The following is a 16,559-nucleotide window of genomic DNA, read 5'->3' as shown; positions in this document are numbered from 1 at the left end:
TAATAACGATTGTCCATCTTATCAGTATCGCCTCAGGGTTCTACACTTGAGAAAACACTACAGGAGATAAACCATGTCTGTTCGCGCGATTGCCGTCGATCCCGAAAACCCAAAAAACTTCGTCGAAATTTTTCCAGAAACCCTCACGCCTGGCGAATATGACCTGCGCGTCCAGGTGAAAGCCGCCTCGGTCAACCCGGTGGATACCAAAGTCCACAAAGGGGCGATCAAAAATGGTTTACAGGTGCCGCGTATTCTTGGCTGGGATGCCAGCGGTGTGGTACTGGAAACCGGCAGCAAAGTCAGCGGCTTTAAGCCAGGCGATGAGGTTTACTACGCGGGCGATATTACCCGCCCGGGCAGCAACAGTACGGAGCAGTTGGTCGATTCACGCATCACCGGCCACAAACCGAAAACCCTCGACTGGGCGGCTTCTGCCGCTATTCCCCTGACGGCGCTGACCGCATGGGAAGGCCTGTTTGAACGGCTGGATATGGCCGCCGCACGTGAAGATCAAACACTGCTTGTCGTGGGCGGCGCTGGCGGCGTCGGTTCGCTGGCCATTCCGCTGGCAAAAATGCGCAGCAAAGCCAAAGTGATTGCCACCGCCTCACGGGAAGATTCCGCCCAGTGGTGCCGCGATCGCGGGGCAGACCTTGTCATTAACTACAAAGACATGGTTGGGGAGCTGGAAAAGCACGGTATCAAACAGGTCGATTATATTTTCTGCCTTAACGACACCGACGGCCATTGGGAAACCATGAGCCAGCTCATCGCCCCTCAGGGCCATATCTGCACCATCGTCGAGAATGAACATCCGCTGTCGATGGATCAACTGAAGTTAAAAAGCGCCGCACTGCATTTTGAGTTCATGTATACGCGCAGCATGTACAACACGCCAGACATGGCGCAGCAGGGTGAAATCCTCAATACCGTCGCCAGCCTGCTGGACGAAGGCAAGCTGCAAAGTACACTCAACGAAACGCTTCATGGCCTGAGTGTGGAAACGCTTGAGACCGCTCACCAGCGCGTGCTGGAAGGCCATATGCGCGGCAAGGTTGTCATGGTTTACTGATCACTCGCGGGTGCCAGACAATACGGGCACCCGCGTATGGTTATGTTACGGGGAAGCCGAAGCCTGACTCAGCGTTGCCGTGAAAACCTGAGGATTACCCTGATCGTCCAGCGCGGTAAAGTTAAGGCTGCCCTCACCTGTGGCTAAAGGCGGCTCATCACCCATGAGGGGATATTCTTTATGGGTGAAAGGTGCCAGCGTTTTATCCCCGTCCAGATAAACGGGATAACGTTTCCCCCCTGCCGTCACCGTCATTTTTCCCGGCGTAAAAAAGTAACGGCTATGATTTATGGCCTGAATAAAAAACTGTCCCTGCTTTTTTCTTACCTGAAAAGTGACCGCGTTTACACGTGCCGCAAAGGGCGTGGTGTCCGTGAACGGCCGGTTAATCACTTTAAGCTGAGTGTTCAGCGCCATGCTGATCTTGTCGTTGCCCGCCCGTAGCGTGCTTTTTTTCACTGCGCTGATCTCGTAAAGATTGAGCCAGTACAGGGATTCCCGATCCTTTGGCAGCTGTGCGGCCAGCTCGGTGCGCAGAACCGCAATCTGCTTTTTTTCATCTTTATTCAGCGTAAAAACGCCGGGAAGCGCAACAAAGGGAAAGGCTTTACTGCCGGGTGATCGTTCCGGTGAACCGCCGTCTATCCAGGTCTGGATCAGTACAGGCGCGTCACCACTGTTGACCAACAGCAACGGAATTTGTACCTCGCCAGGATGAAAGATGAGCCGGCTTTGCTGTGGAATCACTGCGGCATGGGCATGAATCGCGATAGACATAACTAACCAAAAAAACGTTTTCATGTTATTGCAGCCGAATAAGGATGGATGCGGTCGCATCAACACGGCCCGCCGTCACTGTTTGACCGGGAATCTTTGCAAGACGGGCACTGAACGTACGCTGATACAGCTTTTCGTCACTCTGCTGGCCACCGCTGATGACCTGCGCATCCTCCAGTACCGGCCGCCAGCCCGCATTACTGCTGAAGCTGCTCCAGCTCAAAAAGGAGACAGGCTGACCACTGGACGTCTGTAACTGAATGCCGACGCCTTTTGCCAGTGAAGGATCGCTGTCATAGCGATCGGACACCAGGTAGCGCGAGATACCGCCTGCCGTCGTCAAACTCAGTTGCTCGGCCTGCAGCCAAGCCGCGTAACTTGGCTGGAAGCCCAGAGAGAGCTGGCCTGAGTTAATACCCGAGATGTTCTCGGTCCCGTTTGCACAGGCCAGGGTAATGCTGAGCGGCGCTGTCACGGCCTGGCCTTCATTAAGCCCGTTGATGCTGATGCCAGGGAAAATGACGTTTGCGGTATAATTTTCCACCCGACAGCCCTGGGTCATATTTTGCGTCAGGGTGGAGACCGGCGCGGTATTCATCCCAAAGGCCATATAACGTCCGGAACCCCAGGTTTCAAAATGGTTCCAGCTGTCCTGACCCGCTTCGGGCACATTCATTCCCGGCCCCATAAACACCACATAGCCATTGGGCTGATTACAACTGTATGCGCCGGTATAATTATCGGCTGCCGCCCAGGGGCAGCCCCATGACGCGTAACCGGGCGTGCGGTTGTTGCTGTCGGTACGAATGAGCTCCGCGCTGATGGGGCTGAAATCGCGCCCCCTGATCTTGATTTTGTTCCCGTCTATCTCATACTGCGTGAGCGGCACTTTTTGCCAGATACGGGTAAAAGGCTTACCGCTGCGCACGTGAACCAGCTTTAATGCGGTAAAAGGAAAATAGGTCTGGAAATAGTTGTTCCCCATGTCCCAGGCACCGCCAACGTTGCTGTCACCGTTGGTGGCGAAGACTTCAAACAGTTGGTCTTTATCAGCAAGGTCACACTCGTACAACACGCGATCGGGATTGTTGTTAGCCACAGACGGCACCACCCGAAACACCGAACGGGCCAGCACGGTGCCGGCGGGCTGATAGCGAAGATTCATTAATCCGATATTGCCGAAATTCAGGGGCGCACCACAGGCATCACAGCCTTGATCGACCGGCTGTATACGCGTGCAGGTCGCGTGAGCCGGGAGCCACACCGTCCAAAAAAATACTGTTATTACCGCTAAAATGCGCTTCATCATTTATACCTCAGATTCTAAAAACGACAGACGGCATCCGCGTAGGTGATCACCGCGTCGGGCTTGGGTTTCGGGATGCGGTAATCAATTAAACAGGATGACTGTGCGCCCTCTCCCCAGACGGCCTTCAGTTGCCCCTGAGTTTTAGCCACCCGCAACCAGGCATTGCCGCCCTGACCAAATGTCCCCACCCGATTGCCCGACTCGTCCAGCAGATCTGCGCCCATCGGCACCGTGTTATCGCGATTGGTGCGGGTCTTTAACATGAGCGGATAACCGCGTAAGGTTCTGAACGACACCTTCACCATCGCACCGGCATAGGGCGCGACGATTTTCTCGCTGTCCTGTATCTCAACATGGCTATCGCTGCCGCCGGCTCCCAACGAAATCCGGTTGTAGTGATAGGGGTTAAGCGACGGCACCAGGGCATAGCCGAAGCGGTCGATCTCGGTACCCTGGCTGTTGAGAACGTGGGCGTTCCTGGCGCCTTTCGCTTCGACAAGGGCGAAGGTGTCGCCGAGATAATTGCCCAGCGTCACGCCGCCGCTGTGGATCACTGCTGCGCCCATCGCGTTAACGGACATCTGGTTAAACCGCGAAGAGGTCGATGCGGTACCGGTCACGCTGGCTTCTGAAAACTTTTTGCCCAGGCTGCCACTTAACGTCGTATCACGTTGCTGCTGATCGCGATTCACATTCACGCTATAGCTGGTGCCGCTCTCGCCGCTCAGTCCGCTGAGCGACGCGTTGTAGTTACTGCCGTTCTGGCTTCCCCGCGTGCCGCCCAGAGCCAGATAGGGTGAGGTGGCGTCCGAGCCCAACGGCACAGAGAGGCTGACCTGCAACTGGGTATCTTTATAAAAGGTATCGTCTGCATGCTGGGCCATCACCCCCATGCGCGGATCGGTTGAGTAGGCTCTGCGCGAATACTGGCGGGAGAGCGAAATATTCAGCGCGATATTTTTGGGCAGCACCGTGCCATAGCCGACCTGAAACTGCGTCGTCCGGGAGCGTCCATCATAGTAATTTTGCTTCGAGCCAGAGAGATAGACATTGCCCCACTGCCCCAGCGTTTGATTAAGGGTCATTTGCAGGCGGTTACGCTGCATATATTCGCTGTTGATAAGGTTGCGGCCGGGCGTTTCTGCATTATTCAATGCAATCACGTCGTTAAGATCCCGGTAACCCTGAGTGGAATACTGGTATCCGGCAAAGGTCAGTGTGGTATTGGTAGGCTGAAAGGTTCGACTGTAACTCAGTGCGTAACGCCATCCCTGGGTCGACTCACCGCCGTTCAGATCGGCTTCAGAATACGCGCTGTTAAATCCCACTGCGCCGATGTCAGAGGCCCAGACGCCGCCGGCCAGCAAAGCATGATAGCGTTGGCCCAGCCGTACGCCGCCATTAAGGGTGATGGCGTTGGTCAGTCCGTGCTTAACGGTTAATTCGGTAAAGGCGTTGTCTTTACTGTAATCCCTGACTTTACCGGCAGCAAAGTTGTAGTCCGTCCGGCCAGGACGCAGCGACTGCGGTAACACCGCATAAGGCACGCTAAATCGATGAAGGCTGCCGTCAGACTCCTGAACCTCAACGCTGAGATCGCCGCCATAGCTCACCGGACTCAGGTCATTGATGATAAACGGACCCGGCGGCACGGTTGTCTGGTATATCCGCTGCTTGCCCTGCCAGATTGTTACCCGTGCATTACTGTTTGCCACGCCGCGCACCACCGGGGCATAACCCCGAACAGAATCCGGCAGCATACGATCGTCAGAGTCCAGACTGACGCCGTTAAAACTGACAGCAGTAAATAAGTCACCGTTACTGAAAAGTTCCCCTATCCCCGCCTCACTTCGTAAAGTGGGCAGCGCACGTTGCACCCAGGCCCGGGCGCTTTGCCAGCGATTGCCGAACTCGTCATGGGTGAAATTTCCCTGCTGACGGAAACGCCACATCCCGACGTTCATACCACTGTTAATGCCCAGATAGGTGGATTCAAAACGCTGCGCATTTTTATAATCGGAATAAAACTGGTTAAGGTTGTAATTCACGAAAGCCATGGTATCGCCCGCCGTCAGGTTTTCGGGCGCGATATAGCCTACGGGCCGCTGGACCAGCATCGCCTGAGGAATGGTCACATCCACGCGTAAGCTTGCCGTATTCACGTTGACGGTCGCGCCGGGCAAAAATGCCTCAGGCCGTGCGCAGTCTTCCGCCTTCAGGGCGGACAGATAAGGGGTTTTGACGCCAAACGCCCGATAAAACGGCGAGGTAAGACACACGGAGAGCGGCCCTCCGGCGCGCACGATTTGCAGAGCCGTGGATTGCTGGAACTTACCATTGAGGTAAAGATCGACATCGTAACGGCCAGGCTGAAACCAGGCATCCTGTGAATCAACGGGCATCGCAACCTGTCCCGGCATCATTTCACGGATTAAAGCAGGATCAAACGTATAGTCATTTTGCGCATCAGCCGCCTGACTTGCCCTGGCTGCAATCAGGCTCGAAGCGAAGAATAACAATAATGTGGCTTTATTCATTTCTGCTATTTTTCGTTTACGTTGATTTTTTCGTCGGCGCCAAAATCATTAATCAGGACGGCATTAAGCGCATATCCAGAGAGGGATGAATGGCTTTTCAGCGTAATGCGCTGTTCACTAAAAGGTGCCAGCGTGACGGCATCGTCCCAGGGAAGCGTGTGATTACCTTTTACCAGGACAAACGAGCGAATATTGGCGTAAAAGGGAGACGCATTTTTAAGGAGGATTGTGTGCCCCTCGATACGCCAGGAAAGCGCCTGTCTGACTTTATCCACAGAGAAATCGAGATCCCCGGGACGAACGATGACTTTCACCCTGTTCTTAATAACCAGATAAAGTTTATTTTTATCTTCATCGCCCTTTTTAACAGAGGGGAGCTCCGTGTAGTCCAGATAAAACAGCGACTCTCTGTCCTGCGGCAAATTTTTTTCAGTGACGTTGACTTTCACCGTTTGACCGGCGACCGGTGCTATACGAAAAATTTGCGGCAGCGCCACAAAGGGCGGCGTTGAATTTGCATCAGGATTCACTGCCTGAATTTGAATAAGCGCAGGCTGATCGCCTGCGTTAGTAAACTGGATGGTCTTTTCATTTTTCGAACCATCAATAATTATCCGGGTGCCGTTTAGTACCACATTCGCCTGACACAGAGTGGCTGACAGCATCAGCAACAAAATAACGCTAGATTTAAACACAGGTTTCTCCTGCCCTCTTAAATAAAGAGGGCCTGATAGTTATGGATAGCTGACAGAATATTGGACGCTACTCAAAACTGTACCTGCACCAGCGCTTCCAGAGTCGCTGTAATATTCGACCGAAAAATTTTGTGATGCACTGGTACTTCCGCTCGCCAGCGTCATGCCGCTGACCGTCGCCGCACCGCCAGATAAATCGATCGCTTTATCACTACTATCCAGCAAACGCAGTGCCACGTTTTTCGCTGTTCCGGTATTCAGTAAATCACCAGTCGATGAAATGTTGTTGCCGACCAGATTAATATTAATTGCCTGCGTTGATCCTGATGCCGGTGCAACACAACCGGTTAAGTTAATGGTAAAAGGCGTTTTTCCGGCGGTTGATTTTGCCGTACTCAGCGCGGTAGTGGAAACCGTTGGCAGCAGAATAATCGGGCTACCGGTTGCATCATTGACATTAACGTTACAGGTTTGTGCATTGACCTCGCCCTGAAAGCGAATGGTATTTTGTGATGCGGAAAAAGCATTAAAAGAAATAAAACTTGCACCGCATAAGGCAATTGTCATGCCGAGTGATAAAGACCTGGCTTTCATTGGTTCCCTCTTGTGATTCTGATTAATAAACATGCTCATTGGCGGCGAGAATCATAAGGGGCATGGGAGAGAAACTGTGTGTGAAGTGTTCTGACCTTATGTGAAGAAGGCTTTAGAAAACAAAAAATATATTTAAATTCAATATGATAATGTTAACCCTGTGTTGCTGAAGAGAGACATTTCATAAGATAACAACAGGCCAGGCCGTGCGTGCGACGACGGCGAACGCCACATTGACGACATTACTTTTCGCAAAGGTAAAGCGGTACCGGCCCAGAATAGAATACCCACGTCTGCAGGCCTGTCCTTTTAATGACAAACGGAAATGTCGCCCCGACGGTAATGAAAAATGCCGGCAGCCACTTTTGTTGCTCCTCTAAAGACATTTGATTATCCGGTGAGGGTTCTATTAATGTTGATCGCGCAAGATACAGATTACCCTCACGCTGATAAGTAAAACGGATAATTTTACTCAGGCTGATAACCTTATGCGCGCTATCGGTGAGTCGGCCCGTAATCGCAATAATACCCTGACCGTTTCGCATATCGTGAGAGGCGATCACTGAAAATGTCTCACCGCCTCTGATGTAATTAATGTTTGCTATACAATGGACAGAATCCTGTCGAAACATAAATACGACAATGCCTGCTGCTGTCATCACGATTACAGCTAACAGAAAGGTTAACTTCACCACTGACTCCTTATATAATAATACGAAACACAGTCCGGGGAGCCGAAAAGTGAAAGGGTATTTTTACACTGTAAAACTGAAATTCTTTCACCATTGGTGAACGCTGTAATAAAAATTTTTCGTCGCTCCGTACAACCGACTTTAATATCGACAGCGACTCGTGCCACCAGACTGTTATCCGCTTTTTCATTGCCATATATTTCGCATCCATTCATATCAAAGCGTTTAACAAAATCCATTTCCTGGCGGTAAAGTGAAAAGACCATGATGGCAAAACCACAAATCAGTATCGTCAACCCCGTCAGCCCTGTCACAAACAGATGACGAGGGGAAATCGCATAGCGATTTGCGCTTTTTCTGAGTGTTAATATAGCAGATTCAGGATCGCCGATCGGTTTTTTTGATTTTGGTTCAGAATGCGGCATGTCATTAATGAGGTTTTCTGAAATATTCTCATCATCCTGAATAACGGGCTGCGTCGTATTTGGCAAAACCTCATCTTCACTGGCCGAAGGTAAGAGCGGAATGCGCTGTTCGTCTTCCTGGGCACATTTACCAGCCACTGCTTCCTCATCAGAAATACGCTTTTCAGGCGCAGTCGTCGATTCCTCAATGAGGATTGCGTTTGAAAGCATAAAGCCGCGACGCGGAATTGTTCTGATCACGTCCTGGCGGATATCGCATGCCAGCAGCGCTTTTCTGATCAGGGAAATACTTTGATATAAGGCATTGGCACTGACTTCCATACCGAACCGGCGCCAGGCATATTGATAAAATGCTTCATGATCGACAATTTCGCCCTGGCGCGCGATCAGCAATTCAAAACAATAGGAGGCCGATGAGTGCAACTTCACCGCCTGATCATGACTAATAATTTCCCTTTTCCCAGGATAAAAAACCACATCGCTACCAATACTAATCTTTTTCATCTTATTACATCCGGGTATATCATTATTTCTATCTTAAGAACATTCCCTCAATATAAACCAGTTAAAAATATTGAACTTACATTTAACAGCAACACACAGAAGAAATGAAATAATATCAGTTTTTAAATACGTAATAATGTTACCTGGGAATTCAAAATCTCTTTTTTTGTTTTCTAATGTTACGCGCGTTATTTGGCTGCACGTGGTTTTTCACGAGCCATTATTTCTCATGTTCAGGTTAGAGAGGGCGCAAATAATATGAATAAAAAATAGCCATTAAAGGGGCGACGTCTTGTTCCTTCCCCGCCCCGGTATGAAGGTAAAAGCCTTAGAGCGGGCTCTGTTCGCCCAGCATTCCTTTCACCAGTTCAATACAGCGCAGGAAACGCGTATCGTAGTCTTCTTCCTGCACATGAACGAAATCGATGTGGTTTTCACCCAGCATCGAGATCAGCATGCTCTGGAACTCACGGCGATCGACAGAGCTGCCCAGGCTGCGCAATCCGTCCGCCACCCAGGGCACGTTATTCTCCAGCAAAATGACCAGGTCAAAGCGATACTCATCAATCATTGCCTGAACAAAAGGATGCTCGCGTCCCTCATACTTTTTGCAAAAGGCCTGGGTGGTGACAAAGTCGGTATCGATAAACGCCACTTTATTGGCATATTTCACCGCAAAATCGATGTACTGTGCATGGCCCAGCGCGATCTTATCGTAGTCAGAATACTGCAGTGCCATCTCATCGCCGCCCAGATGGGAAAAAACATAGTCACGGCCATATTCCCACGCACTGGACGTATTAAAGATGTTCGCCAGCTTGTTCACCAGCATCGACTTTCCGCTCGACTCACCGCCCAGAATGGCCACGGTGCGTACAAAGAAAGGCTTCACTTCGGTGGGAATATACTCCCAGAAGCGGAAGGGATCCTGACGAATCTGCGCGCCGCTGATATTCATAAACGATCGTTTTGGATCGATCAGTATCGTCTCAATGCCCAGGTGCTGTTGATACATTTCGGCATCGGGGGCTTCACTGGTATAGATGCAGTCTGCGGCAATCCCCTGCTCGTCCAGGAAGGTTTTCACCCCTGCACTCCACACATCCCAGCCGTGTGGATAGGGTTCAATGCCCTCTTCATCGAAGGCATGAATGCGAATATTTTTCTGGTACTTGAAGGTTTGCAGTAACCAACGCAGACGATCGCTAACGGTAGGCTGCTGCGACATGGCGCTGTTTTCAAACAGGCTCAGATCGCGCGGCTCGTCGTAGCCCATAATGATATGCAGCTCATCGACCTGACTACAGGCACGCTGGATCAGATAGATATGGCCGGTATGTAGCGGATAAAACTTACCAAATATCACCCCAATTTTTTTGTCGCGACGTGGAAACTCCAGACCGAGAAAACGGTGCAGGGCTTCCAGCTTTTGTGCACTGGGGCTTTTAATTTTCGCGTTAAGCAGTTGGCTTAAGTACCCTTTGGTCATGCCACTGGCATCGGCCACCTGTTGTAGCGTGTGGCCCTGCTGGCGAATGGCCGTTTTTAAATAATCAAACGCCGACATGTGGTGCCTCCTGCAAAAAATGATCAACGACGTGAGGACAGTTGTCCCTCACCGGCCCTTTTGCGCAACGGCAAAAGGGCATTGGGGAAAGCTTAAAGATCATCGAGAATCGCCAGCGCATCCGCCAACTTTTTCGCGCTGTAGACGCGCATGCCCTCAATCGGCTTTTTCGGCGCGTTACCGGCAGGCACAATCGCCCGTTTGAAGCCATGTTTAGCCGCTTCTGAAATCCGTTCCTGGCCGCTGGGCACCGGGCGAATTTCGCCGGCCAGCCCGACTTCGCCAAAGATAACCAGATCCTGCGGCAAGGGGCGATCGCGCAGGCTGGAAACCATTGACAGCATCAGCGCCAGGTCGGCGCTGGTTTCTGTGACTTTCACGCCGCCCACGACGTTGACGAACACATCCTGATCCGCCATTTGCAATCCACCGTGACGATGCAGTACCGCCAGCAGAATTGCCAGGCGGTTTTGTTCAAGCCCGACGGCAACACGACGGGGATTCCCCATCATCGAATGGTCCACCAGCGCCTGAATCTCGACCAGCAATGGCCGGGTTCCTTCCCACAGCACCATGACCGAACTGCCCGACGTAATCTCTTCACCGCGCGACAGGAAAATGGCGGAAGGATTGCTCACCTCACGCATGCCCTGCTCCGTCATGGCAAAAACCCCCAGTTCATTCACGGCACCAAAACGGTTTTTATGGCTGCGCAAGGTGCGGAAGCGCGAATCGGCATCGCCATCCAGCAGCACCGAACAGTCGATACAGTGCTCAAGGACCTTCGGCCCGGCCAGCGATCCGTCTTTGGTGACATGGCCCACCATGATAATCGCCACGCCGCGGGTTTTGGCAAAGCGCGTCAGATAAGCGGCGGTTTCGCGCACCTGGGCGACGCTGCCGGGTGAAGACTGGATATCGGCCATGTGCATCACCTGGATGGAGTCGATGACCATGATTTGCGGCGCTTCCTGCTCGGCGATCAGGCAGATCTGTTCGATGCTGGTTTCCGACAGCATGTTCAGGTTTTCAGTCGGCAAACCCAGCCGATGGGCGCGCATTGCCACCTGCTGTAAAGATTCTTCGCCGGTGACATACAGCGTTTTCATGTTCTGCGCTAAGCGGCACATGACCTGCAGCAACAAAGTGGATTTACCGGCCCCGGGATTACCACCAATCAAAATGGCACTGCCGGGCACCACGCCACCGCCCAGCACACGGTCAAACTCTTTAAAGCTGGTCGAGAAACGGGGCAAGGCTTCCAGGCTGATTTCGGACAGCTTTTGCACCCGACTGGTCCCGGCACTGCCCGCATAACCGCTGAGGCGCTCATTGCGCGCTGCAGCGGGTGAGGCGGCAATCCGTACCTCGGTAATGGTGTTCCAGGCGTGACAGGCGCTGCATTGCCCCTGCCAGCGCGGATAATCTGCGCCACACTCGTTACAAACAAATGCGCGTTTTGCCGCTTTGGCCAAAACAACTCCTCAGTTAACGCTCTTCGTGAATCAGGCTTCCGGTCAGGATGCAAAACACGCCCATTAAATCGGCATGGCGAATGGTGACGGCCGTTTGCTCATTGACCTTCGGTTTGGCGTGGTAAGCAATGCCCAGCGCCGAGGCTTTGATCATCGGCAAATCATTCGCCCCGTCACCCACGGCGACGGTTTGTTCTGGCGCAATCCCGAACCGCTTCGCCAGTTTTTTTAACGTCTCGGCTTTGTACTGGGCATCCACAATCTGGCCCAGCACTTCACCCGTGAGTTTACCGTCGCGGATTTCCAGTTCGTTAGCCGCGATGGACGACAGATGCAGCTTGTCGCGCAGGAACTCCGCAAAATAGGTAAAGCCGCCAGAGGCGATAGCCACCTGCCAGCCCAGCGCCTGCAATTTTTTGGTCAGCGTGGTTAAGCCTGGCATTAACGGCAGCTCATCGCGTACCTGTTTAAGAATATTGGCGTCGGCATCTTTCAGCTTGCCCACGCGCTGGCGCAGGCTGGCGGTAAAATCCAGCTCGCCGCGCATCGCCCGCTCGGTGACCTCTGCCACCTGCTCGCCGCAGCCCGCCAGTCTGGCTATCTCGTCGATACATTCGATTTGGATCGCGGTGGAGTCCATGTCCATGACCAGCAGGCCCGGCGTTTTCAGATGCGGGATTTTCCCGAGCGGTGCCACATCCAGCGCCAGATCGTGCGCCAGTTTGCTGGCAAACGGCGTCAGGGAACCTGCCAGACGAATCACCTGGTAGTCGTCTACGTTCCAGGCACTGACGATCACCATCGCGGCACCAAGCTGGTGCTGATAATCGGTCAAACGCTGTTTATCCAGGCCGCGACCATAGAGTAACCAGCCGGTTCGACCCGCACGATAGTCCAGCGGCATGACTTCGTCACCGCTGAGTGAAAGGGGCAACCCCGGCCAGAGAGAGACATCAGCAGGCAGATCGCACCAGGTAAGATGATTTGACATCAGGGCTCCTGTAGGAACAACAAAACCACGCAAGAGGCTACCTTGTCTGCGCTGCTTCTGGCAACATAATATCCAGGCTTTCTGTCGTAACGTGATTCGGATAATTAATGGCTAAAACCGCACTGAAATTTCGCTTACATCGCACGGTGATCGTTTTGATTTCGCTGGCGCTGTTAGTGGTGCTTATGCAAGGCGCATCCTGGTTTAGCCTTGGCCATCAAATGGCGCGTTCTGAACAGGCAGAAGAGCTGGCTCAAACGCTGACCCGCCAGGTGGCGTTCAGTCTTAAGCCCCTGATGGATAACAGCGAAGACAACCGCAGTCAGATTGAAGCCATTATTAATCAGATGACCGAAAACAGCCGTATTCTGGATGCGTCCGTCTATGCAGGCGATGGCAGCCTGGTGGCGCACAGCGGCGAAAATATTAACGTGCGCGATCGGCTGGCGCTGGATGGCAAACGCGCGGGAAGCTACTTCAATCACCAAATCGTTCAACCGCTCACCGGCGGCAACGGCCCCGCAGGGTTTCTGCGGGTGACGCTGGATACGCACGTGCTGGTCACCGAATCGCGTCAGGTGGATAACACCACGAATATTCTGCGCCTGATGATGCTGCTGGCGCTGGCGATTGGCATCATCCTCAGCCGTACGTTACTGCGTGACCGCCGCACGCGCTGGCAGCAGTCTCCGTTCCTGCTCACGGCCAGTACGCCTGTGAAAGAGGATGATGATGAGGACGAGAAAAAGGACGATACCGCAAACCCCTCGGTCTGACGCGACGGCCCGGCGCGGTTTACTTTACCGCCTGCCAGACATTGCTCTCATGCCTCACCAACCCACTCGATGAAAAAAGGCCCGTCTTAAGGGCCTTTTGCTTTCCAGATCCGCGTAACGCGCCAGGATCAGCCTTTTAGCAGCGCTTCCAGCTCGGATAACGTATTCACCCGCCAGTCCGGTTTGATCGATTCGGGCAGCGGGCGCGAGCCGTGGTCGATCCAGCAGGTTTTAACGCCCGCATTCATGCCGCCGAGGATGTCTGATTCTGGCGTATCGCCAACCATCAACACGCGATCGCGTTGCGGATGTCCCATCTGTTCGAGCGCATAGTCAAAAATCCTGGCGTCAGGTTTAGGCACGCCCACTTCTTCTGACACCACCAGTGCAGAGAAGTACTCGAGAAAGCCGGTACGCTCCAGACGACGCTGCTGCAGCGCGGTAAAGCCGTTGGTGATGATGCCCATTTTGACGCGGCCGTGCAGCAGCGTCATCAGGCTGACTGCACCCTCGAGCGGCAGACAAATTTCCGCCATGGCTGACAAAAAGCCATCGTTAAGGATCGCCGGTGCCACGCTGAGTTTCTGCCCCCAGCCGACAAAACGGCGGGTCTGGAGCTCCAGTGCGGACAGCTGGCCATTTTGATACTCCACCCAGAGTGGCTTGTTGACCGCCTGGTAATCCGCAAAATCCTGGTCGGTGAACTGCACATCGTATCCGGCAAACAGACGCTGCAGGCCGGCAAACGAGTCAAAGTGAAACAGCGTGTCATCCGCATCAAACAGGATGCAATCCCAGTTCTCTAACATCAAAACTCCTCAGAAACGGCTACAGCGTAAGCGCCATGATCAGTGCATCTTCACGGCCGCTGGCGGTGGGATAATAGTGGGGACGGCGGCTGACCTGGTTGAAATCCAGCTGTTCGTACAGCGCGATGGCGGGTGCATTTGACGCACGCACCTCCAGCCACAATGTCATGACATCGCGCGCAATCAGTTGATCGATTAAATGCTGCAGCAGCGCCCGGCCAAGGCCGCGCCGTTGATAAGCCGGGTCGACAGCAATATTAAACAGCGACGCTTCATCCAGAACCACCTGGGTGATCGCGAAGGCGGCCATCTGGTTATCGACATCCAACCGCAGATTCAGAAAACGTTCGCCCTGATTGCTGTTAAAGGTCTCTTCGCGCCAGGGGAATGCATGGCTGCGACATTCAATAGCAAAGGCCTCGGGAATCGCGTCAGGCGTGAGGAAAGAAATGGCTGTCATGTTCACACATCTGTTGCCAGAGCGCGCGCCGGGCGGCACCGCTGCTAAGCAGTTCATTAAAAGAAGCGCTGGTTAAGGCAACGCCATTAAAGGTTTGTTCGCTCTCAACGCCCAATAGCCAGCCCGCGCAGTTGAGCGTTTCCGGCAGCATTTGCAGCTGGTCAGGCGTCACGGTCATCACCTGTGTCGGTTTAAGACTGAGCGTGTGCAGGACATCACGCAGGATGGGTTCCTGCAAACCTGGCGGATTCTCCGCCACAATAATCAGCTGCGTATCCGGCAAAAGCCGTACGGCGATCTCGCCCTGGAGCACGCGCGGGCGGCGCAGTTGATACTGCGTAATCCCCATTTGCTGTAAAAGCCAGTCGCGCCTGGACGTCATGATATACCTGCTTTGCTCGCTGAATGCGACGCTATGCTAGCAAACCCATCGAACATGCGCCAACAAACCACTATAATCTCCGCTCAGATCTTACAGGAGCCCTACATGTCTGCTTTTACCCCGGCCAGCGAAGTCATTCTGCGCCACAGTGATGAATTTACCGCCCGCCACGTTTTATTTGCTGGCGATCTGCAGGATGACCTGCCCGCACAGCTTGAGACCGCCTCTTCACGCGTGCACACTCAGCAATATCATCACTGGCAAAACCTGAGCCGTCGTATGGGGGAACAGGCGCGTTATGGACTGGTCGCTCAGGCAGAGGATGTTCAGGGCTGCGATACGCTGGTTTACTTCTGGACCAAGAACAAACCGGAAGTGCAATTCCAGTTACAAAATCTGCTGTCTCTGCTGCCGGTTGGCTGCGATGTCTTTGTGGTAGGTGAAAACCGCAGCGGCGTGCGCAGTGCGGAAGGGATGCTGGAGCAGTGGGTGACCCTGGAAAAAATCGACAGTGCACGCCGCTGTGGTCTTTATCATGGTCGTCTGGAGAAGCAGCCTGCCTTTGATGCCTCGGCCTTTGGTAACAGCTACCAGCTGGATGATCTGACCGTTCATACGTTACCCGGCGTATTCAGTCGCGACGGTCTGGATGCGGGCAGCGCATTACTGCTATCCACGTTCACGCCGCACACCAAAGGGAAAGTGTTGGATATCGGCTGCGGCGCAGGCGTGATCGCCGCGTCGTTACCGGCGCATTCACCTAAAGTGCGCCTGTGGCTGTGTGACGTGCATGCCGCCGCCATCGAGGCCAGTAAAGCCACGCTTGCCGCTAACGGCCTGGAAGGCGAAGTCTTTGCCAGTAACGTCTTTTCCGACGTGACCGGGCGCTTTGATATGATTATCTCTAACCCGCCGTTCCATGAAGGCACGCAGACCAGCCTGGATGCCGCCCAAACGCTGATCCGGGGTGCCGTTAAGCACCTGAACAGCGGTGGAGAGCTGCGCATTGTCGCGAACGCCTTCCTTCCTTATCCCCAGGTGCTGGACGAAGCCTTTGGCAATCACGAAGTGCTGGCGCAAACCGGCCGCTTTAAAGTTTATCGTGCGGTTTACGGTCGCGGTGCCAAAGCCCGTTAATACATTTTCTCTGCCTTTTTCGCCGTTTTAGCGCGTCGCCAGGCTGAAAACGTTGCTTTTTGCAGCGATCGTTTCCGTCTGGCGAAATATGTGTTGACGCATTGAGTAAAATCTCTAAAATGCGCCTCCGTGGTTGTAATACGGTAACGTATTGCGGGTATGCGAAGGTGGCGGAATTGGTAGACGCGCTAGCTTCAGGTGTTAGTGTCCTAACGGACGTGAGGGTTCAAGTCCCTCTCTTCGCACCAAAATCACATATTTCATATCGCGAGCACTGCGCGAAGGTGGCGGAATTGGTAGACGCGCTAGCTTCAGGTGTTAGTGTCTTAACGGACGTGAGGGTTCAAGTCCCTC

At 53.3% G+C, this 16,559-nt stretch carries 16 protein-coding genes and 1 tRNA gene; 4 read left to right on the top strand and 13 right to left on the bottom strand.

All coding sequences use genetic code 11. The features are described from left to right. The first annotated feature begins 73 nt into the window (after window positions 1–73). Window positions 74–1,075, top strand: a complete 1,002-nt coding sequence (locus QLG08_RS18665) for a zinc-binding alcohol dehydrogenase family protein (protein ID WP_014606636.1) — start codon at window positions 74–76, stop codon at window positions 1,073–1,075. Window positions 1,076–1,120: 45 nt separating this feature from the next. On the opposite strand, the gene QLG08_RS18660 is transcribed toward QLG08_RS18665, so the two are convergent. The 10 genes from QLG08_RS18660 to serB form a co-directional block, all read right to left on the bottom strand. Further along, on the bottom strand, window positions 1,121–1,876 hold the full coding sequence (locus QLG08_RS18660) for a molecular chaperone (protein WP_181416434.1): 756 nt from the start codon (window positions 1,874–1,876) through the stop codon (window positions 1,121–1,123). Window position 1,877: 1 nt separating this feature from the next. Beyond that, window positions 1,878–3,161 (bottom strand): fimbrial protein, encoded by a 1,284-nt coding sequence (locus tag QLG08_RS18655; protein WP_110286498.1) that lies wholly within the window; start codon window positions 3,159–3,161, stop codon window positions 1,878–1,880. Between the two features lie 14 nt (window positions 3,162–3,175). After that, window positions 3,176–5,698 carry a fimbria/pilus outer membrane usher protein gene (locus tag QLG08_RS18650; RefSeq protein ID WP_282473132.1) on the bottom strand — a complete coding sequence of 841 codons (2,523 nt, stop codon included), beginning with the start codon at window positions 5,696–5,698 and terminating at the stop codon, window positions 3,176–3,178. 5 nt (window positions 5,699–5,703) lie between these two features. Further along, window positions 5,704–6,393 carry a molecular chaperone gene (locus QLG08_RS18645; protein WP_207806407.1) on the bottom strand — a complete coding sequence of 230 codons (690 nt, stop codon included), beginning with the start codon at window positions 6,391–6,393 and terminating at the stop codon, window positions 5,704–5,706. Between the two features lie 39 nt (window positions 6,394–6,432). Next, window positions 6,433–6,987 (bottom strand): fimbrial protein, encoded by a 555-nt coding sequence (locus tag QLG08_RS18640; RefSeq protein ID WP_014606641.1) that lies wholly within the window; start codon window positions 6,985–6,987, stop codon window positions 6,433–6,435. Window positions 6,988–7,229: 242 nt separating this feature from the next. Continuing rightward, window positions 7,230–7,679: a hypothetical protein gene (locus tag QLG08_RS18635; RefSeq protein ID WP_041930969.1), complete on the bottom strand. Its 450-nt coding sequence runs from the start codon at window positions 7,677–7,679 to the stop codon at window positions 7,230–7,232. Next, a complete protein-coding gene (locus QLG08_RS18630) occupies window positions 7,676–8,608 on the bottom strand; it encodes a winged helix-turn-helix domain-containing protein (RefSeq protein ID WP_207806408.1) in 933 nt (310 codons plus the stop codon). The genes QLG08_RS18635 and QLG08_RS18630 overlap by 4 nt, the downstream gene beginning before the upstream one ends. Window positions 8,609–8,936: 328 nt before the next feature. Then, window positions 8,937–10,175 (bottom strand): multifunctional transcriptional regulator/nicotinamide-nucleotide adenylyltransferase/ribosylnicotinamide kinase NadR, encoded by a 1,239-nt coding sequence (gene nadR / locus QLG08_RS18625; RefSeq protein ID WP_014606644.1) that lies wholly within the window; start codon window positions 10,173–10,175, stop codon window positions 8,937–8,939. Between the two features lie 92 nt (window positions 10,176–10,267). Next, window positions 10,268–11,650 (bottom strand): DNA repair protein RadA, encoded by a 1,383-nt coding sequence (gene radA, locus QLG08_RS18620; protein ID WP_013024514.1) that lies wholly within the window; start codon window positions 11,648–11,650, stop codon window positions 10,268–10,270. Window positions 11,651–11,663: 13 nt separating this feature from the next. Beyond that, window positions 11,664–12,641, bottom strand: a complete 978-nt coding sequence (serB, locus tag QLG08_RS18615; RefSeq protein WP_022622281.1) for a phosphoserine phosphatase — start codon at window positions 12,639–12,641, stop codon at window positions 11,664–11,666. Window positions 12,642–12,748: 107 nt separating this feature from the next. Between serB and QLG08_RS18610 the strand changes: the two genes are divergently transcribed. Continuing rightward, a complete protein-coding gene (locus QLG08_RS18610) occupies window positions 12,749–13,417 on the top strand; it encodes a YtjB family periplasmic protein (RefSeq protein ID WP_013024512.1) in 669 nt (222 codons plus the stop codon). Window positions 13,418–13,545: 128 nt separating this feature from the next. Here the strand turns inward: QLG08_RS18610 and yjjG are convergent, their stop codons facing one another. Genes yjjG through QLG08_RS18595 form a run of 3 tightly spaced genes read right to left on the bottom strand, consistent with a single transcriptional unit; the run spans window position 13,546 to window position 15,068 of the window. Then, window positions 13,546–14,226 carry a pyrimidine 5'-nucleotidase gene (gene yjjG, locus QLG08_RS18605; protein ID WP_126843135.1) on the bottom strand — a complete coding sequence of 227 codons (681 nt, stop codon included), beginning with the start codon at window positions 14,224–14,226 and terminating at the stop codon, window positions 13,546–13,548. A gap of 19 nt (window positions 14,227–14,245) precedes the next feature. Continuing rightward, window positions 14,246–14,686, bottom strand: a complete 441-nt coding sequence (gene rimI, locus QLG08_RS18600) for a ribosomal protein S18-alanine N-acetyltransferase (RefSeq protein ID WP_014606647.1) — start codon at window positions 14,684–14,686, stop codon at window positions 14,246–14,248. Continuing rightward, window positions 14,658–15,068 carry a DNA polymerase III subunit psi gene (locus QLG08_RS18595; RefSeq protein ID WP_013024509.1) on the bottom strand — a complete coding sequence of 137 codons (411 nt, stop codon included), beginning with the start codon at window positions 15,066–15,068 and terminating at the stop codon, window positions 14,658–14,660. The genes rimI and QLG08_RS18595 overlap by 29 nt, the downstream gene beginning before the upstream one ends. A gap of 105 nt (window positions 15,069–15,173) precedes the next feature. Here QLG08_RS18595 and rsmC point away from each other — a divergent pair, with 105 nt between their 5' ends. After that, window positions 15,174–16,205 carry a 16S rRNA (guanine(1207)-N(2))-methyltransferase RsmC gene (rsmC, locus tag QLG08_RS18590; protein WP_029570981.1) on the top strand — a complete coding sequence of 344 codons (1,032 nt, stop codon included), beginning with the start codon at window positions 15,174–15,176 and terminating at the stop codon, window positions 16,203–16,205. 161 nt (window positions 16,206–16,366) lie between these two features. After that, window positions 16,367–16,453, top strand: a tRNA-Leu gene (locus QLG08_RS18585). The last annotated feature ends 106 nt before the right edge of the window (window positions 16,454–16,559 follow it).

This window comes from Pantoea sp. V106_11 (assembly GCF_029967885.1).
Classification (GTDB): domain Bacteria; phylum Pseudomonadota; class Gammaproteobacteria; order Enterobacterales; family Enterobacteriaceae; genus Pantoea; species Pantoea ananatis.
The sequence above is the reverse complement of the archived record's forward strand: the minus strand, read 5'-3'. Positions and strand labels throughout refer to the sequence as shown.

What these genes read in the sequence shown, in the direction of transcription:
- serB (WP_022622281.1), bottom strand. Translation starts at nt 12,641, where the DNA reads ATGTCAAATCATCTTACCTGGTGCGATCTGCCTGCTGATGTCTCTCTC.
- QLG08_RS18660 (WP_181416434.1), bottom strand. Translation starts at nt 1,876, where the DNA reads ATGAAAACGTTTTTTTGGTTAGTTATGTCTATCGCGATTCATGCCCAT.
- rsmC (WP_029570981.1), top strand. Translation starts at nt 15,174, where the DNA reads ATGTCTGCTTTTACCCCGGCCAGCGAAGTCATTCTGCGCCACAGTGAT.
- rimI (WP_014606647.1), bottom strand. Translation starts at nt 14,686, where the DNA reads ATGACAGCCATTTCTTTCCTCACGCCTGACGCGATTCCCGAGGCCTTT.
- QLG08_RS18655 (WP_110286498.1), bottom strand. Translation starts at nt 3,161, where the DNA reads ATGATGAAGCGCATTTTAGCGGTAATAACAGTATTTTTTTGGACGGTG.
- QLG08_RS18610 (WP_013024512.1), top strand. Translation starts at nt 12,749, where the DNA reads ATGGCTAAAACCGCACTGAAATTTCGCTTACATCGCACGGTGATCGTT.
- QLG08_RS18650 (WP_282473132.1), bottom strand. Translation starts at nt 5,698, where the DNA reads ATGAATAAAGCCACATTATTGTTATTCTTCGCTTCGAGCCTGATTGCA.
- QLG08_RS18595 (WP_013024509.1), bottom strand. Translation starts at nt 15,068, where the DNA reads ATGACGTCCAGGCGCGACTGGCTTTTACAGCAAATGGGGATTACGCAG.
- nadR (WP_014606644.1), bottom strand. Translation starts at nt 10,175, where the DNA reads ATGTCGGCGTTTGATTATTTAAAAACGGCCATTCGCCAGCAGGGCCAC.
- QLG08_RS18630 (WP_207806408.1), bottom strand. Translation starts at nt 8,608, where the DNA reads ATGAAAAAGATTAGTATTGGTAGCGATGTGGTTTTTTATCCTGGGAAA.
- QLG08_RS18665 (WP_014606636.1), top strand. Translation starts at nt 74, where the DNA reads ATGTCTGTTCGCGCGATTGCCGTCGATCCCGAAAACCCAAAAAACTTC.
- QLG08_RS18640 (WP_014606641.1), bottom strand. Translation starts at nt 6,987, where the DNA reads ATGAAAGCCAGGTCTTTATCACTCGGCATGACAATTGCCTTATGCGGT.
- yjjG (WP_126843135.1), bottom strand. Translation starts at nt 14,226, where the DNA reads ATGTTAGAGAACTGGGATTGCATCCTGTTTGATGCGGATGACACGCTG.